The following is a 14,580-nucleotide window of genomic DNA, read 5'->3' as shown; positions in this document are numbered from 1 at the left end:
ATTACCTCCGGGTTACCGACCGAGCTGGAGTTGCTGGGCGGCCTCGTGGGCGTGGTGTGAGGCGGCCAGGTCGCCGGTCGCGGCCAGCAGGTTGCCGTGGTGGCGGTAGCAGGCGCCGGCCAGGTCCTTCATCACCTCGTTGTCGTCGGTGAACGGGATCAACGCGGTCGCGACCTCTGCGCACCAACCGCCGAGGTCGAGTGCGATCTCGGTCCGGCCGGCCTGGTAGTACGCCTCGGAGACATCGAGCAGGAGCTGCGCCCAGATTGGTACGTACGTGCTGGTCTCGTACCGCATCCGGTGCGACTCACGCTCGGACGAGATCGCGAACAGGTAGTGCGCCTCGAGCCCGAGCGTCAGCGCCGAGTCCGCGTCCTGCATCAGCAGCGGCTTGACCAACTCGGCCAGCTCGGTCGCGCGTACGGCGGCCGACTCCGGGTCCGTGCGGCCGGACACGGTCGCAAGAGTCATCCCCGGAGCGGGCTCGCTCAACGCCAGCAACCGGTAGTACTGCTCGAACGGCCCGAGCTTGATCTCCGCGTTCTCCAGCGCCGAGACCAGCGTGAGCGGTAGCCCGCGATCCAGCTCCTCGATCACCCGGGCCGCGGTCTCGGGGTCCGTGTCGGTCGCCGTCCGCAGGCAGGACTCGCTCTCCATCATCCGGCCGATGATGCCGAGGTGCTTGCCCTTCCTGGTCAGGGCCGCGACCAGCGTGCGCATGTCGGTGACCGAGTCCGAGTCGGCCAGCGTGTCGGCCGTCGTCAGCCCGATCTCGTCCGCCTCGAGTGCGAGGTCGAGTCGCCCCTCGGCCGCGTGTACGTCGGCCGATACGGCGGTCGCCGTACATAGATAGCGCGCGTACGACAGCGATTGGGGGCTCTCGTTGATCTGGTCGGCGAGCTGCAGGAACAGCTGGGTCGCCGCGTCCGCGGAGGCGACCGCCAGCGCGGGATCGCCGTACCGGCGGAGGATGAGCGCGTTCATCGCGAGCACCCGGGCGAAGTCGGGCTGGTGCTTCAGGCCTTCCTCGCCGCCGACGAGCTGGCCGTACGCGATCACCGCGCCGTCCATCTCCAGTACGGCGGTGGCGCCGTGACCGCGGTGGGCCTGAGTCATCGCGCGCCGGGCCCGGACGTCGGCCAGGAAGGAGGTGGCGTCGAGTACGCCGGCGTCCTGGAGCTCGGTGTAGCCGAGTTGGGCCTCGTGCAGCGCGGCCAGCGCCTCCTCGTGCCGGTTCGACGCGTTCAGCGAGCCGGCCAGCTCGTACTGCGTCGCGGCCATCAGGTGCTTGGCCTCGTAGTGGTTCGGGTGCCCTTCGGCCCGCTCCCTGGCCAGCTCGATGACCCGCTGCTGGTACGGCCCGGCCTCGTCGGCCCGGCCCTCCTCGATCAGCACCTGGGCTGTCTGCAGCGCCTCGCCGAGCTCGTCCTCAGGAGGCGTCCAAAGCCCCCCGCTGTCCACCATCTTGACGTTCCACCCCTTCACCGGTTCCAGCGGCTCAGCTTAATGGCGATCTGATACTGACACTGTCGATTACCGGCAGGTAGCCTAGGGAGATGAGTGAGCAGACGTCGATTCCTGCGGATCCTGAGCTGGATCCGACCGCGTCGTACGCGACCGATCAGACGGTCATCCGCCGGTTGTCGGGGCTGCTGCGGGCGACGGCCGGCACCAGGACGTCGTACGCGCCGGCGACCGGGCAGCCGATCGCGGACCTGCCGGTGTCCAGCGAGGACGACGTGATCAGGGCGGTTCGGGTCGCGCGGAAGACGCAGCAGACCTGGCGTCGGGTGCCGCTCGCCGAGCGCGCCGCGATCCTGTTGCGGTACCACGACCTGGTCCTCGACCACCGGCACGAGCTGGTCGACCTGATCATCCGCGAGTCCGGCAAGGCGCGGAAGCAGGCCTTCGAGGAGCTCGCGCATGTTGCCCTGACCGCGCGGTACTACGGTCGCAAGGCTCAGGAACTGCTCGAGCCGCAGCGCAAGCTCGGCATCTTCCCGGTGCTCACCCGGGCCGAGGAGCGGTTCGTGCCGAAGGGTGTCGTCGGCATCATCTCGCCGTGGAACTACCCGCTGACGATGGCGATCTCCGACGGCCTGCCCGCGATCCTGGCCGGCAACACCGTCGTACACAAACCGGACAGCCAGACCCCGCTGACCGCACTCCGCGCGATCGAGCTGCTGTACGAGGCCGGTCTTCCGCGGGACGCATGGCTCGCGGTGAACGGTGACGGCCCGACCGTCGGCGGCGCGCTGATCCAGAACGCCGACTACATCTGCTTCACCGGCTCGACCAGGACCGGTCGGCTGGTTGCGAAACAGTGCGGTGAGCGGCTGATCGGCTGCAGCCTCGAGCTCGGCGGCAAGAACCCGATGCTGGTACTGCGCGACGCCGACATCAACCGTGCCGCCGAGGGTGCCATCCGCGCGTGCTTCGCGAACGCCGGCCAGCTCTGCGTCTCGATGGAGCGGCTGTACGTCGCCGACCAGGTGTACGACGCCTTCGTGACCGCGTTCGTGGACCGGGTGAAGAAGATCCGGCTGTCGGCGGGCACCGGCTGGGACGTCGACATGGGCTCGCTGATCTCGAAGGCACAACTGGAGACGGTCACCCGGCACGTCGAGGACGCCCGCTCGCAGGGCGCGACCGTGCTCGCAGGTGGGAAGCCGCGACCGGACATCGGTCCACTGTTCTACGAGCCGACCGTATTGTCCGGCGTCACGCCCGCGATGGAGTGCTTCGACAACGAGACCTTCGGGCCGGTCGTCTCGATCTACCGGTTCTCCGACGAGTCGGAGGCGATCCAGCGCGCGAACGAAGGCGAGTACGGCCTGAACGCGAGCGTCTGGTCCCGCGACGGTCGCCGCGGCCGCGCGGTCGCCGCCCAGCTGATGGCCGGCACGGTCAACGTCAACGAGGGGTACGGCGCGACCTTCGGATCGATCGACACCCCGATGGGCGGCATGCGGTCGTCCGGCCTCGGCCGCCGGCAAGGCGTCGAAGGCATCCGCCGGTACGTCGAACCGCAGGCGATCGCCACCCAGAGGCTGATCCCGATCGCGGCATCGCACGGCCTGTCCGACGAGAAGTTCGCCGAGTTGATGACGGGCGCACTGCGCGTGCTGAAGAAGATCGGCCGGCCGTGAGTTTCGATTACGACGTCGTCATCGTCGGATCCGGCTTCGGCGGGTCCGTCAGCGCGTTGCGGCTGACCGAGAAGGGCTACCGGGTCGCCGTACTCGAAGCCGGCGTGCGATTCGAGGACTCGACGTTCGCGAAGAACTCGTGGGACACCAAGCGGTTTCTGTTCGCGCCGAAGCTCGGGATGTACGGCATCCAGCGGATCAGTGCGCTGCGCGACGTGATCATCCTGTCCGGCGCCGGAGTCGGCGGCGGCAGCCTGGTCTACGCGAACACGCTCTACGAACCGCTGCCCGCGTTCTACACCGACCAGCAGTGGGCGCACATCACCGACTGGAAGTCCGAGCTGGCGCCGTACTACGACCAGGCGAAGCGGATGCTCGGCGTCACGACGTACCCGGGCTTCACGCCGGCCGACAAGGTGATGAAGCAGGTCGCCGACGACATGGGCGTGGGGGACACGTTCCATCCGACGCCGGTCGGGGTCTTCTTCGGCAAGCCGGGCGTGGAGGTCGACGACCCGTACTTCGGTGGCGCCGGACCGCGTCGTACCGGGTGTATCGACTGCGGCGAGTGCATGACCGGCTGCCGTCACAACGCGAAGAACACGCTGACGAAGAACTACCTCTACCTGGCCGAGAAGTCCGGCGCAGAGGTCTACTCGCTGACCACGGTGACCTCCGTCGAGCCGCTGGCCGACGGTGGGTACGCCGTGGACACCGTGCGTACGTCCAACCGCAAGCTGACCCGTCGATTCACCGCGCAGCAGGTGATCTTCGCGGCCTCGGCATTGGGTACGGCGAAACTCCTGCACCGGCTCCGGGACGAGGGCAAGCTGCCGCGACTGTCCGACCGGCTCGGGGTGCTGACCCGGACCAACTCGGAGTCGTTGCTCGGCGCGATCTCTCGCGATCGGGATGTCGACTACAGCCGCGGGGTCGCGATCACGTCGTCGTTCCATCCCGACGACATCACCCACATCGAGCCGGTCCGGTACGGCAAGGGCAGCAACGTGATGTCGCTGCTGCAGACCGTGCTGACCGACGGCGACGGGGACAAGCCGCGCTGGCGGACCTGGTTGCGCGAGCTCGGCGTACAACGGAAGAACATCCGCCGGCTGTACGACCTGAAGCACTGGTCCGAGCGGACCGTGATCGCGCTGGTGATGCAGACCGCGGACAACTCGATCACCACGTTCGGCAAGCGGGACCGGCTCGGCCGGTGGAAGCTCACCTCGAAGCAGGGGCACGGCGCGCCGAACCCGTCCTGGATCCCGGTCGCGAACCAGGTGGTCCGGCGGATGGCGAAGCTGATGAACGGGACCCCGGGCGGCACGATCGGGGAGCCGTTCAACGTGCCGATGACCGCGCACTTCATCGGCGGCTGCGCGATCGGCGACTCGCCGTCGTCGGGCGTCGTGGATCCGTACCACCGCGTCTACGGGTACGACGGCCTGCACATCGTCGACGGGTCGACGATCTCGGCCAACCTGGGCGTCAACCCGTCGCTGACGATCACAGCTCAGGCCGAGCGGGCGCTGTCGTTCTGGCCGAACAAGGGCGGGGACGACCCGCGGCCGGCGGTCGGATCGGCGTACCAGCGGGTGCAACCGGTGAAGCCCGCACATCCCGTCGTACCCGCCGATGCACCTGGCGCTCTTCGGCTTCCGATCTTCCCGAAACAGTCTGTGACGGAGTCGTAACGCATTCGCGATCTCCGCATCCCGAAAGCATCCCGAAAGCGCGCCGGAAGAATGCGCGGCCGGGGAAATGAAGTGGCTGGGGAAATGAATAAGCCTCAGCAGTAAGTTTGCTGAGGCTTAGTGAAAAGGTCTGGAAAAGGGAGCAGGTCCCTCGGGAACGTTTCCGCCCAAATCGTTTCCCGAGGGACCCACTCAAGCCGGGGTGAGGCGCCCGGCGCTTGGGATCGGGTCACCAGCCATAGCTGGCGACCCGAGCTCTTGGTGACTACCTTACATCCGATTTCCGGGGGCCAGTGTCCTTGTGACCACTCTGCGTGCTGATCGTAATGATCAGCATTTGTAGCTCCTGGTAATCAGGTGGCGGTCTTCCTTGCGGTAACCGCCTTCGTACACATCAACGAGCCCATCTACGGGGGGTTACGAGGTTCTCCAGAAAAGTCCAGAAACTTTCCCGGGGAGTGCGGAGAGTGGTCGTGAGGCACCACGGCTCGATCTGTTCCACGTGACGCCCACCGCAGTGCCGCCGTACCTACCTGTCCTACTGTGAGCCGACCGTTCTGATGAGGCAGGAGAACCATGAGCGCAATCCTGGACGTGGCACGTGAGCAGGTTCTGGAGCAGGGCACCGGGCTGAGCCAGGAACAATTGGCAGAGGTACTTCGCACGCCGGACGACCAGTTGCCGGAATTGCTCGCACTCGCACACGACGTCCGGGTGAAGTGGTGCGGCGAGGAGGTCGAGGTCGAGGGGATCATCTCGCTCAAGACCGGCGGCTGCCCGGAGGACTGTCACTTCTGCTCCCAGTCCGGCCAGTTCACCTCGCCGGTCCGGTCGGTCTGGCTGAACATCCCCGAGCTGGTCGAGGCCGCCAAGGAGACCGCGAAGACCGGCGCGACCGAGTTCTGCATCGTCGCCGCGGTCCGCGGGCCGGACCAGCGGCTGATGAGCCAGGTGAAGGCCGGCATCGAGGCGATCAACGCCGAGGTCGAGATCAACATCGCCTGCTCGCTCGGCATGCTCACCCAGGAGCAGGTCGACGAGCTCAAGTCGTGGGGCGTGCACCGGTACAACCACAACCTCGAGTCGGCCCGCTCGTACTTCGGCGACGTCGTCACCACGCACTCCTTCGAGGAGCGTTGGGAGACCTGCGTGATGGTGCGCGAGTCCGGTATGGAGCTGTGCTGCGGCGGTCTGGTCGGGATGGGCGAGTCGCTCGAGCAGCGCGCCGAGCTCGCCGCACAGCTGGCCGAGCTCGAGCCACACGAGGTCCCGCTGAACTTCCTGAACCCGCGGCCGGGAACGCCGTTCGGCGACCTCGAGGTCATGGACGGCAAGGACGCCCTGCGGACCATCGCCGCGTTCCGGCTGGCGATGCCGCGCACCGTCCTGCGGTACGCCGGTGGCCGCGAGCTGACCCTTGGCGACCTGGGTACGCGGGAAGGCCTGCTCGGCGGGATCAACGCGGTCATCGTCGGCAACTACCTGACCACCCTGGGCCGCCCGGCGACTGCCGACCTTGACCTGCTGGCCGAGCTGAAGATGCCGGTCAAAGAGCTGCAGAAGACGTTGTGACCGAGGTCTACTGCGGGCGTTGCGGTCGCGAGCTGACCGACGGCGGTCACGAGGACTGCCGCCGGGCGCTCGAACTGGAGCCTCCGCGGTACTGCGCCGAGTGCCGGCGCAGGATGGTCGTCCAGGTTCATCCGCTGGGCTGGTCGGCCCGCTGCTCGGTCCACGGTGAACTGGTCTCGGGTTGAGCCCGGCTAGGGTTGACGCATGACCGACGTACCGCGCCTGCTTGTCGCCCTCTACGGGCCGACCTCAGCCGGCAAGACCGCGGTGTCGGTCGACCTCTGCCTGCGGATCCGGGACGAGCTCGGCCTGCCGCCGATGGTCGTCTCGGCGGACTCGCGGCAGGTGTACCGGTACATGGACATCGGCACCAGCAAGACGACGCCGGAAGAGATGCGCGGGATCCCGCACACGATGATCGACGTCACCGAGCCGGTGCGGAAGCTGGAGCTGGAGACGTTCGTCGCCGAGGCACGGCAGCACATGGAGGCGTGCTGGGCGTCCGGGGGAGTCCCCGTGATCGTCGGCGGGACGAGTGTCTACGTCCGCTCGCTGCTGGAGGGCTGGGAGGTCGACGCGGTCGCCGAGGCGAGGAACGCCGTACGCCGTGACTTCCCGCGGAGCATGGCTGAGGACGCATACGCGGTGCTCAGCCGGCTCGACCCGAAGGCCGCCGCGAAGATCCACGAGAACAACTACGACGCGGTCGTCAACGCACTGGCGCGTGCCATGGGCAACGATCCGGAACGGGCGGTCGCGCCGGCCACCCGGCAGGTCGTGTTCTCGGTCGACCGTTCGCCCACCGAGATCGACCAGCGCGTCGCCGCGACGTACGACCACCAGGTCGACCTCGGCCTCCGCGACGAGGTCCTCGGCCTCGACGAGCGGTACGACGTACTCACGCAGTACCGCCGCCTCGGCCAGAAGTCCCCGAACCAGGTCGTCCACACCCACGGCTACACCGAGTGGTTCGACGTCGCCATCGACCGCGGCAAGTCGGTCGAGAACCTGGCCGGCCCCGACCTCGACGAGGTCCGAACCCGCGTCGTCGAGCGCATCCAGACCCACACCCGCCGCCAACGCTCGGCCATCCCCAAACTCACCGGCGTCCGCCCAGCCCGCAACGCCAACGATGCCTTCAACGTGGTCAGGTCCGCCCTCGAAGCCGCCCCGGCCGACCGCGCCCCGGCAGGCAAGCCCGCCAACTCCGGCGGCAAGCGCACCGGCGGTCGCCCGGGCCGCGCCGGCCAGTCCGGCCGGCCCAACCCCCAACGCGGCTCCCGCCGCCGCTAGCAACAGCGCGCCGGGGCAAACCACACCGCGGCCGCCCCGGCCGCTGCTGCCGTCCACGGTGCCCGAGCGGCAGTTACTTGCCTTTCTTCTTCCCTTCGGCCTTCTTCGCGGCAGCTGCCTTGCGGCCGCGTTCAGTGTTGATGTTGGTGGACCGGCCCTGGTCGGCCTGCTTCCGGGACGCGCCCTGCTCGTGCCGGTTCCGGTTGCTCTCCCGCTGATTGGTGTCGTGGTTCTGGTCTTTGCCCTTTTTGCTGAACGGCATATCCGGTTCCTTCTGTCGAAGCCGCGAGCCGCGGCAGATGATCGGTCGGTTCCAGCAGGCGGTCCGAAGCGCGGACCGGTCGCCTGCCGGTGGATGGCGGGGCAGGCTAGCGGCCCTGTCCCTCTCGCTTGGGCGGGCGGGCCGGGGTCAGGATCGGCAGATCGCGCGGGGTCGTTCCCTTCCCGCCCTTCCCGCCCTTCTCGGTCTTGCCCTGATCCTTGGCGGTGCTCTTGTTGTCCTTGGCGCCGAACGCCATCTGATGCTCCTCTCGACGCGAGCTGTGCGGCTCGTGATCGGTCATGTCTCCAGCAGACGTCGGATGCCGCCGGCCGGTTCCCCACTGCTTCGAAGCATCGGAAGATTAACCACGACCAGGGTTCACTCTGCGTTCACACCGAGGTGGTCGCGCGAGCAATTGACCTGGCTCGTCGGCTATCGTTTCGGCGTGGTTAACGTCATGGCCGTCAACGTGCTGACCGGCCTCGGTACGGCGAGCTGGTCGTCACCTGAGGCAATGGCGTACGAGATCGCGCAGGAGGGCGTGCGGCAGGCGATCGGCTTCTACGCCCGGCCGATCACGACCGACGAAGCCGCTGCCGAACCCGATGTCGCCGAGAGCCGACGGGCCGAACAGCAGGCCTGGGCGGCGCGCGGGCAGGAGCTCACCCCGCTGGACACCCGCGCGGTCAAGCGGATCCGCAAAGAAGCCGACGACCTCCTCATCATCGATGACGAAGACGACGACGAAGACGCTGATGACGACACTGATGATGAAGCCGACGACCTCGACGAAGACGAGGAAGAAGACGACGGGACGCTGGAGTAGTCGTGACGAGTCCGTGGGGGACCGGGGCGGAAGCCGCTGACCGGGAGTTGCTGGATCGGGAGTTGCTGGACGCGGGGGAGAGCGCTCGGATCTTCCGCGAGCTGATCGTGCCCGACCAGCTCGCCGGGACCCGGCAGGAGCAGCCGGTCGTGGTGTTCGTCGGTGGTCAGCCCGGCGACGGCAAGGCCACGATGACCGCTCTCGTTGCCGCGATCCTGCGCCGCCGGAGCTGTCCCGTCGTCCTCAACCCGGCCGCCTACGAGCCGTACCATCCACGCTTCTACCGGCCGATCGCGGACGTAGCGCCAACGCCCGACCAGGGCGTCGAAGCCGATGGCCAGCGCTGGTACGCGATGGCCGAGGCTTACGTGATCGAGCAGCGGTACGACGCGATCGTCGAGACCGAGTTCCTCGACGTCGACGCCTTCGCCGACTCGGGACGGCGCTTCCAGGCGGCCGGCTTCCAGGTCGAGGTTGCGATCCTCGCGGTGACCGAGGTCCTCAGTCGCCTCGGTGTCCTCGAGCGGCACCTGCGCGGACTGGAGGCCTACGGTTTCGCCCGGCTGGTGCCGCCGGGTGTCCACGACGCCGGCTGTGCAGGTGTACTGCGGGCCGCCGAGCTGATCGATGCGGGCGAGTGGGCCGACCGGGTCGCCGTACTGCGTCCGGACGGGCAACTGCTGTACGGCAATCAGCGCACGGCCGACGGCCAGTGGCAGGGACCGGTGCGGACCGCCGAGGCGATCACCTACGAGCGCGACCGTCCCTGGACGGTCGTGGAGTCGCGGAACTTCCTGGAGACCGCCTCCCAGACCGCCCGGATCGGGCTGGCGGCGCCGGTGCAGTGGATTCGGGACGAGTCGGTGGAGGGCGGAAAGATGGTGACCGCGATGGCGCGGTCGCGGTTGCATCCCGACGCCGTGACGTTGCATATCGCAACGGCTGGGCAGCAGCAGTAGGAGACGTCGCCCACATCCTGACCACCCGGGCCGTCGGTACCGGCGGCCAGCGATTACCGTGGTGAATCCTCGGGATGAAGGCAGGGGACGGTGTCACAGTCGGTTGATGCGCGGCTACAGCGGGACGCGGAGTTGCTCTGGCATCCGTACTCGTCGCTGACCGAGCCGTCGCCGGTGCGGATGGTTCGGGGCGCGTCCGGCGTACGGCTGCGGCTGGACGACGGCGCCGGTGGGACCGTCGAGGCAATCGACGCGATGGCGTCGTGGTGGTGCATGATCCACGGCTACCGGAACCCGGTGCTGGACGCGGCGGTGAAGAGCCAGGTCGACGACTTCAGTCACGTGATGTTCGGTGGGCTGACCCACGAACCGGCGATCCGGCTGGCCGAGCGGCTGGTGGAGATCACGCCTGCACCGCTGCAACATGTCTTCTTCTGCGACTCGGGGTCAGTCTCGGTCGAGGTCGCGATCAAGCTCTCGCTGCAGTACCAGGTTGCCCGAGGCAACAACGGCCGGACCCGGATGCTGACCGTCCGGGGCGGGTACCACGGGGACACCTTCGCGCCGATGAGCGTCTGCGACCCGGTGAACGGGATGCATTCGCTGTTCACCGGCGCGCTGCAGGAACAGGTGTTCGGGCCCCAGCCGCCGGCCGGGTTCGACCGGCCGGCTGACGATCCGGAGCTGCAGGCTTGGAGTGATGCTGTTGGGGCGCTCGCCGACCAGCATGCCGGGGAGATCGCGGGGATCATCGTCGAGCCGGTGCTGCAGGGCGCCGGCGGCATGTATCCGTACAGTCCCGCCTGCCTGCGGGTACTGCGTGAGCTCGCCGATCGCCACGGGTTCCTGCTGATCCTGGACGAGATCGCCACCGGCTTCGGGCGCACCGGCACGCTCTTCGCCTCCGAACACGCGGGCGTCGATCCGGACATCCTGTGTGTCGGCAAGGCGTTGACCGGCGGCTACCTGTCGCTGGCGGCGATGCTGTGTACGACGGAAGTCGCGCAGACGGTCTCTGATGGGCCGGGCGGTGCGTTGATGCACGGCCCGACGTTCATGGCCAATCCACTTGCCTGTTCGGTCGCGCTCGCCTCGATCGACCTGCTGCTGTCTCAGGACTGGTCTGCTCGGGTAGCCGCGATTTCTGCAGGGCTCTCGTCGGGTCTGGATGCTGCCCGAATGTTGCCGGCGGTGAAGGACGTACGGGTGCTCGGCGCGGTTGGCGTCGTACAGCTCGGTGGGCCGGTGGATCTGCCGCGGCTGACGGAGGCGGCGTTGCGGCGTGGGGTGTGGGTGCGGCCGTTCCGCGATCTCGTTTACACCATGCCGCCGTACGTGTGCACCGACGAGGACATCGCCACGATCGCGGCGGCGATCACGGGTGCGGTCGAGGAGGCCGGCTGATGCTGGAGGACTGGCTCGCGCCGAAGGCGGCTGCATTGGAAGCACGTGGTCTCACCCGGCGGCTGCATGCGCGGGCCGCGGACGACGACCTGATCGACCTTGCTGGCAACGATTACCTCGGCCTGTCCACAGACTCGCGAGTCATCGCCGCGGCCGCCGAGGCTATTCAAAGGTGGGGCACCGGATCGACAGCGTCCCGCCTGGTTACGGGTACGACGGCGTTGCACGAAGAACTCGAATCCGAGCTGGCCGCCTATGCGGGGCAGGAATCCGCGCTGGTGTTCTCGTCGGGCTACCTGGCCAACCTCGGTGTCGTCACCGCCCTCGGCGGACCCGGGACGCTGCTGGTTTCCGACGAGCACATTCATGCCTCGCTGGTGGACGCTTGCCGCCTGTCCCGGTCGCGGGTGGAGGTTGTCCCGCACAACGATCTCGAGGCCGTCGAGAAGGTACTTGCTGAGCGCAACGAACCGCATGCGGTGGTGATGACCGAGTCGGTGTTCAGCGTGCTCAGCGACAAAGCGCCGTTGGTCGATCTAGCTGCCGTTGCCCTCGACAACGACGCTCTGCTCCTCGTGGATGAGGCCCACGGCCTTGGCGTGACCGGTGGCGGTCATGGTTCGGTTCATGCGTCGGGGCTGGCAGGTCTGGACCATGTCGTCGTCACGATGACGATGTCCAAGTCGATGGCATCGCAGGGCGGGGCCGTGCTCGGGCCGCGATTGTTGCGTGATCACCTCATCAACCGAGCGCGGCCGTTCATCTACGACACCGGCCTCAACCCGGCCGCGTGCGCTGCCGCCCTCGCCGCCTTGCGGGTTCTGCAGGCCGAGCCTGATCGCCCGGCAGCCGTCCACGCGGCGGCGGCCCGGCTTGCGGCTGCTTGTGGGGTACCGCCGTCATCCGGTGCGGTTGTGTCGGTTCCGATGCCTGGTCCGCGAGAGACCGTCCGGGCGGCCGAGTTGTGCCTGGACAACGGCGTACGGGTCGGAAGCTTCCGTCCGCCGTCCGTCCCCGATGGCATCTCTCGGTTGCGGCTCACCGCGAACGCCGGGTTGTCCGCGGCGGACCTCGATCGCGCGTGCGCGGTGATCGTCGACGCGATCGGCCAGGTCTCGTGATCATTCTTGTCACCGGCACCGACACCGATATCGGCAAGACGATCACCACTGCCGCTCTCGCTGTGCGGGCGGGCGAATCCGTAGTCGTGGTCAAACCCGCGCAGACCGGCGTGGGACCTGACGAGCCGGGCGATCTTGCCGAGGTCGAGCGGCTCACCGGGCTGACCGCGCTCCACGAAGGCGTTCGGCTGCCTGAACCGCTCGCGCCTACTACCGCGGCACGGCGAGCCGGGATCGACCTTCCGTCGGTTGAGGAGTACGCGAAGTCGATCGACGAGTTCGCGCGGACCTACGACACAGTGCTGGTCGAAGGCGCCGGCGGACTGCTGGTCGGGCTCGATGCTGACGGCAACAATCTCGCGGATCTCGCTGAGCACCTGACCACGCCGTTCCGGTTCGTGGTGGTGACTCGCGCCGGGCTCGGCACGTTGAACCACACCGGGCTGACCGTGGAGGCGCTCCGGGCGCGCGGGCTGCCGGTCGAGGGCCTGGTGATCGGCGCCTGGCCGGTTTCGCCCGACCTGGCCGAGCGATGCAACCTGGAGGACCTCCCGGCGACGACTGGAGTCCCGGTGATCGGGCGGATCCCGGCCGGGGTTGGGGAGTGGGGTCGGGCGGAGTTCACGGCGGCGGTGCCGGGATGGTTTGAGTGAGCGGATGTCCGGCCCGGTACGACGAGGAGCTGGGCTACTGGGTCGTTGATGATCCGGCTCTGGCGCGAGAGGTGCTGCTGGACCCGGAGACTTTCCGGCCGGATAACGCCGTACTCGCGCATACTCCGCTGTCGGTGAAGGCGTTGCGGGTGTTGTCGGGGGTCGGGTTCGCGCTGCCGCCGACGTTGGCCAACAACGCGGGGGAGTCGCATCGGCCGATTCGCGCTGCTGTGGCGCGGTTCTTTAGTCCGGCTCGGGTGGCTGCGGCTGAGGTGTTGGCGCGGGAGCTGGTGAGTGCGCGGGTCGGGTCGGCCGCTGCAGCTCTTGCAGTTGGGCAGCAGGTTGATTTGGTTCAGGCGGTGGCTGCTGAGCCGCCGGCTTTCGTGGTACTCGATCTGCTCGGGTTGAGGGAGGTCGACGTACCTGCGTTGAAGGCGTGGAGTCTGGACTCGTTGGAGCTGTTCTGGGGGTGGCCTGGGGAGGACCGGCAGTTGGAGTTGGCTTATAGCGCGGCCGAGTTCTACGGCTGGCTGCGGTCGCGGACGGCGGCTGCTCGCGAGGCGCCGGCTGACGACCTGTTCGGGGTACTGGTCGAGCTGGGGCTGACCGATGAAGAGGTCTGCGCGGTCGGGTACTTCCTTCTGATCGCTGGTCAGGAAACCACCACTCAGCTCATCTCCACCTTGTTTCATCGGTCCCTCGGCCAGCGGGTTGAGTCTGCTGAGCTCGTCGAAGAGGTGCTCCGCGAGGCGTCGTCGGTGCCTACTTGGCGGCGTGTTGCCGCTCGGCCTGCGGTCGTTGGTGAGGTGGAGTTGCCGGCGGGTGCGCCTGTGCTCCTCGGGTTGTCTGGGCATGGGGGATCGGCGGATCTGGCCTTCGGGATCGGGGTGCATCGGTGCTTGGGTGCCGGGTTGGCTCGGATGGAGGCTCGAGTTGCTCTCGAAGCCGCGGGCGATCTGTTGGGCGGCGTACGACTCGTCGAGCGGCCGCCGATGATCGATCTGCTTTCGTTCCGGGCGCCGAAGCGTCTGCTGGTGACTTCGATTCGTAACGAGGAGTAACAGGGGCGACAACTGCCGTCGCTAGCGTCCACCTGTGCATGCGCCAGGGAGCTTTCCGCCGCGCCGGCGGGTCCGGCTGTGGTTCGGCCCACATCAGATCGCCGAGTACATCGGCGACCCACCCGCAGCCACCCGCTACGAAGCCGCCATGCGCCGCCGGTTCCCGGGCCTCGACACGACTAATGACCCGGTCTCGATCGCACCAAGCCCCGGCGTACGGCGCTGAGCCCTCCGGACCGGCGTACGGCGGTGGGGCCTTCGGATCGGGGGCATGGCGGTGGCCTTCGGGCCGGGGTACGGCGTAGGCCTTCGGGCCGGGCGTGCGGCGGTGGGGCCTTCGGGCCGGGCGTGCGGCGGTGGGGCCTTCGGGCCGGGCGTGCGGCGGCGGCGTTCGGTGCGGCGTACCGCGGTGGGCTTTCGGGCCGGGCGTGCGGCGGTGGGGCCTTCGGGGGTGCTGAGGTTCGGTGGGGCCTTCGGATGGGGTGTGGTTGCGTCTCCGGGCTGCGTGAGGGTGCTAGTCGTGGCGGTGTGAGTCAAGTGCGCCTTCGGCGTCCCTGCGGGATCTTCGACACTTGACACACAC

15 protein-coding genes are annotated in these 14,580 nt (G+C 68.2%); 12 read left to right on the top strand and 3 right to left on the bottom strand.

Annotation, left to right across the window (positions count from 1 at the left end):
- Positions 1-12: 12 nt before the first annotated feature.
- Positions 13-1,464 carry a hypothetical protein gene (locus tag EV650_RS17555; RefSeq protein WP_134120142.1) on the bottom strand — a complete coding sequence of 484 codons (1,452 nt, stop codon included), beginning with the start codon at positions 1,462-1,464 and terminating at the stop codon, positions 13-15.
- Between the two features lie 92 nt (positions 1,465-1,556).
- Between EV650_RS17555 and EV650_RS17550 the strand changes: the two genes are divergently transcribed.
- The 5 genes from EV650_RS17550 to EV650_RS17530 all read left to right on the top strand — a co-directional run bounded on the left by EV650_RS17550 (position 1,557) and on the right by EV650_RS17530 (position 7,711).
- Complete coding sequence (locus EV650_RS17550) at positions 1,557-3,149, top strand: succinic semialdehyde dehydrogenase (protein ID WP_134120141.1); 1,593 nt, start codon at positions 1,557-1,559, stop codon at positions 3,147-3,149.
- The gene (locus EV650_RS17545; RefSeq protein WP_134120140.1) at positions 3,146-4,846 is read left to right on the top strand and encodes a GMC oxidoreductase; all 1,701 of its coding nucleotides are present in this window, start codon (positions 3,146-3,148) and stop codon (positions 4,844-4,846) included. Before EV650_RS17550 ends, EV650_RS17545 begins: the two co-directional genes overlap by 4 nt.
- Before the next feature lie 576 nt (positions 4,847-5,422).
- Positions 5,423-6,418 carry a biotin synthase BioB gene (gene bioB, locus EV650_RS17540; RefSeq protein ID WP_134120139.1) on the top strand — a complete coding sequence of 332 codons (996 nt, stop codon included), beginning with the start codon at positions 5,423-5,425 and terminating at the stop codon, positions 6,416-6,418.
- Entirely contained in the window at positions 6,415-6,603 is a 189-nt protein-coding gene (gene bsaP / locus EV650_RS17535; RefSeq protein WP_134120138.1) for a biotin synthase auxiliary protein BsaP, read from the top strand. The genes bioB and bsaP overlap by 4 nt, the downstream gene beginning before the upstream one ends.
- Positions 6,604-6,622: 19 nt before the next feature.
- Positions 6,623-7,711 carry a tRNA (adenosine(37)-N6)-dimethylallyltransferase gene (locus EV650_RS17530; protein WP_134120137.1) on the top strand — a complete coding sequence of 363 codons (1,089 nt, stop codon included), beginning with the start codon at positions 6,623-6,625 and terminating at the stop codon, positions 7,709-7,711.
- A gap of 73 nt (positions 7,712-7,784) precedes the next feature.
- Here the strand turns inward: EV650_RS17530 and EV650_RS17525 are convergent, their stop codons facing one another.
- A complete protein-coding gene (locus EV650_RS17525; protein ID WP_134120136.1) occupies positions 7,785-7,973 on the bottom strand; it encodes a hypothetical protein in 189 nt (62 codons plus the stop codon).
- A gap of 106 nt (positions 7,974-8,079) precedes the next feature.
- Complete coding sequence (locus tag EV650_RS17520) at positions 8,080-8,274, bottom strand: hypothetical protein (protein WP_134120135.1); 195 nt, start codon at positions 8,272-8,274, stop codon at positions 8,080-8,082.
- A 114-nt stretch (positions 8,275-8,388) separates the two neighbouring features.
- Between EV650_RS17520 and EV650_RS17515 the strand changes: the two genes are divergently transcribed.
- The 7 genes from EV650_RS17515 to EV650_RS17485 all read left to right on the top strand — a co-directional run bounded on the left by EV650_RS17515 (position 8,389) and on the right by EV650_RS17485 (position 14,223).
- Positions 8,389-8,799 carry a hypothetical protein gene (locus tag EV650_RS17515; protein ID WP_166678209.1) on the top strand — a complete coding sequence of 137 codons (411 nt, stop codon included), beginning with the start codon at positions 8,389-8,391 and terminating at the stop codon, positions 8,797-8,799.
- A gap of 2 nt (positions 8,800-8,801) precedes the next feature.
- Positions 8,802-9,758: a zeta toxin family protein gene (locus EV650_RS17510; protein WP_134120133.1), complete on the top strand. Its 957-nt coding sequence runs from the start codon at positions 8,802-8,804 to the stop codon at positions 9,756-9,758.
- A gap of 132 nt (positions 9,759-9,890) precedes the next feature.
- On the top strand, positions 9,891-11,162 hold the full coding sequence (gene bioA / locus EV650_RS17505; RefSeq protein WP_439648813.1) for an adenosylmethionine--8-amino-7-oxononanoate transaminase: 1,272 nt from the start codon (positions 9,891-9,893) through the stop codon (positions 11,160-11,162).
- Complete coding sequence (locus EV650_RS17500) at positions 11,162-12,283, top strand: 8-amino-7-oxononanoate synthase (protein ID WP_134120131.1); 1,122 nt, start codon at positions 11,162-11,164, stop codon at positions 12,281-12,283. The genes bioA and EV650_RS17500 overlap by 1 nt, the downstream gene beginning before the upstream one ends.
- Complete coding sequence (gene bioD, locus EV650_RS17495) at positions 12,280-12,936, top strand: dethiobiotin synthase (RefSeq protein WP_238174290.1); 657 nt, start codon at positions 12,280-12,282, stop codon at positions 12,934-12,936. Before EV650_RS17500 ends, bioD begins: the two co-directional genes overlap by 4 nt.
- Positions 12,933-13,997, top strand: coding sequence for a cytochrome P450 family protein (locus EV650_RS17490; protein WP_202874739.1), 1,065 nt, complete (start codon positions 12,933-12,935; stop codon positions 13,995-13,997). The genes bioD and EV650_RS17490 overlap by 4 nt, the downstream gene beginning before the upstream one ends.
- A 34-nt stretch (positions 13,998-14,031) precedes the next feature.
- Complete coding sequence (locus EV650_RS17485; protein WP_134120129.1) at positions 14,032-14,223, top strand: hypothetical protein; 192 nt, start codon at positions 14,032-14,034, stop codon at positions 14,221-14,223.
- The last annotated feature ends 357 nt before the right edge of the window (positions 14,224-14,580 follow it).

The organism is Kribbella kalugense (assembly GCF_004365875.1).
Lineage (GTDB): Bacteria > Actinomycetota > Actinomycetes > Propionibacteriales > Kribbellaceae > Kribbella > Kribbella kalugense.
This window is presented reverse-complemented; position numbering and strand designations above follow the sequence as displayed.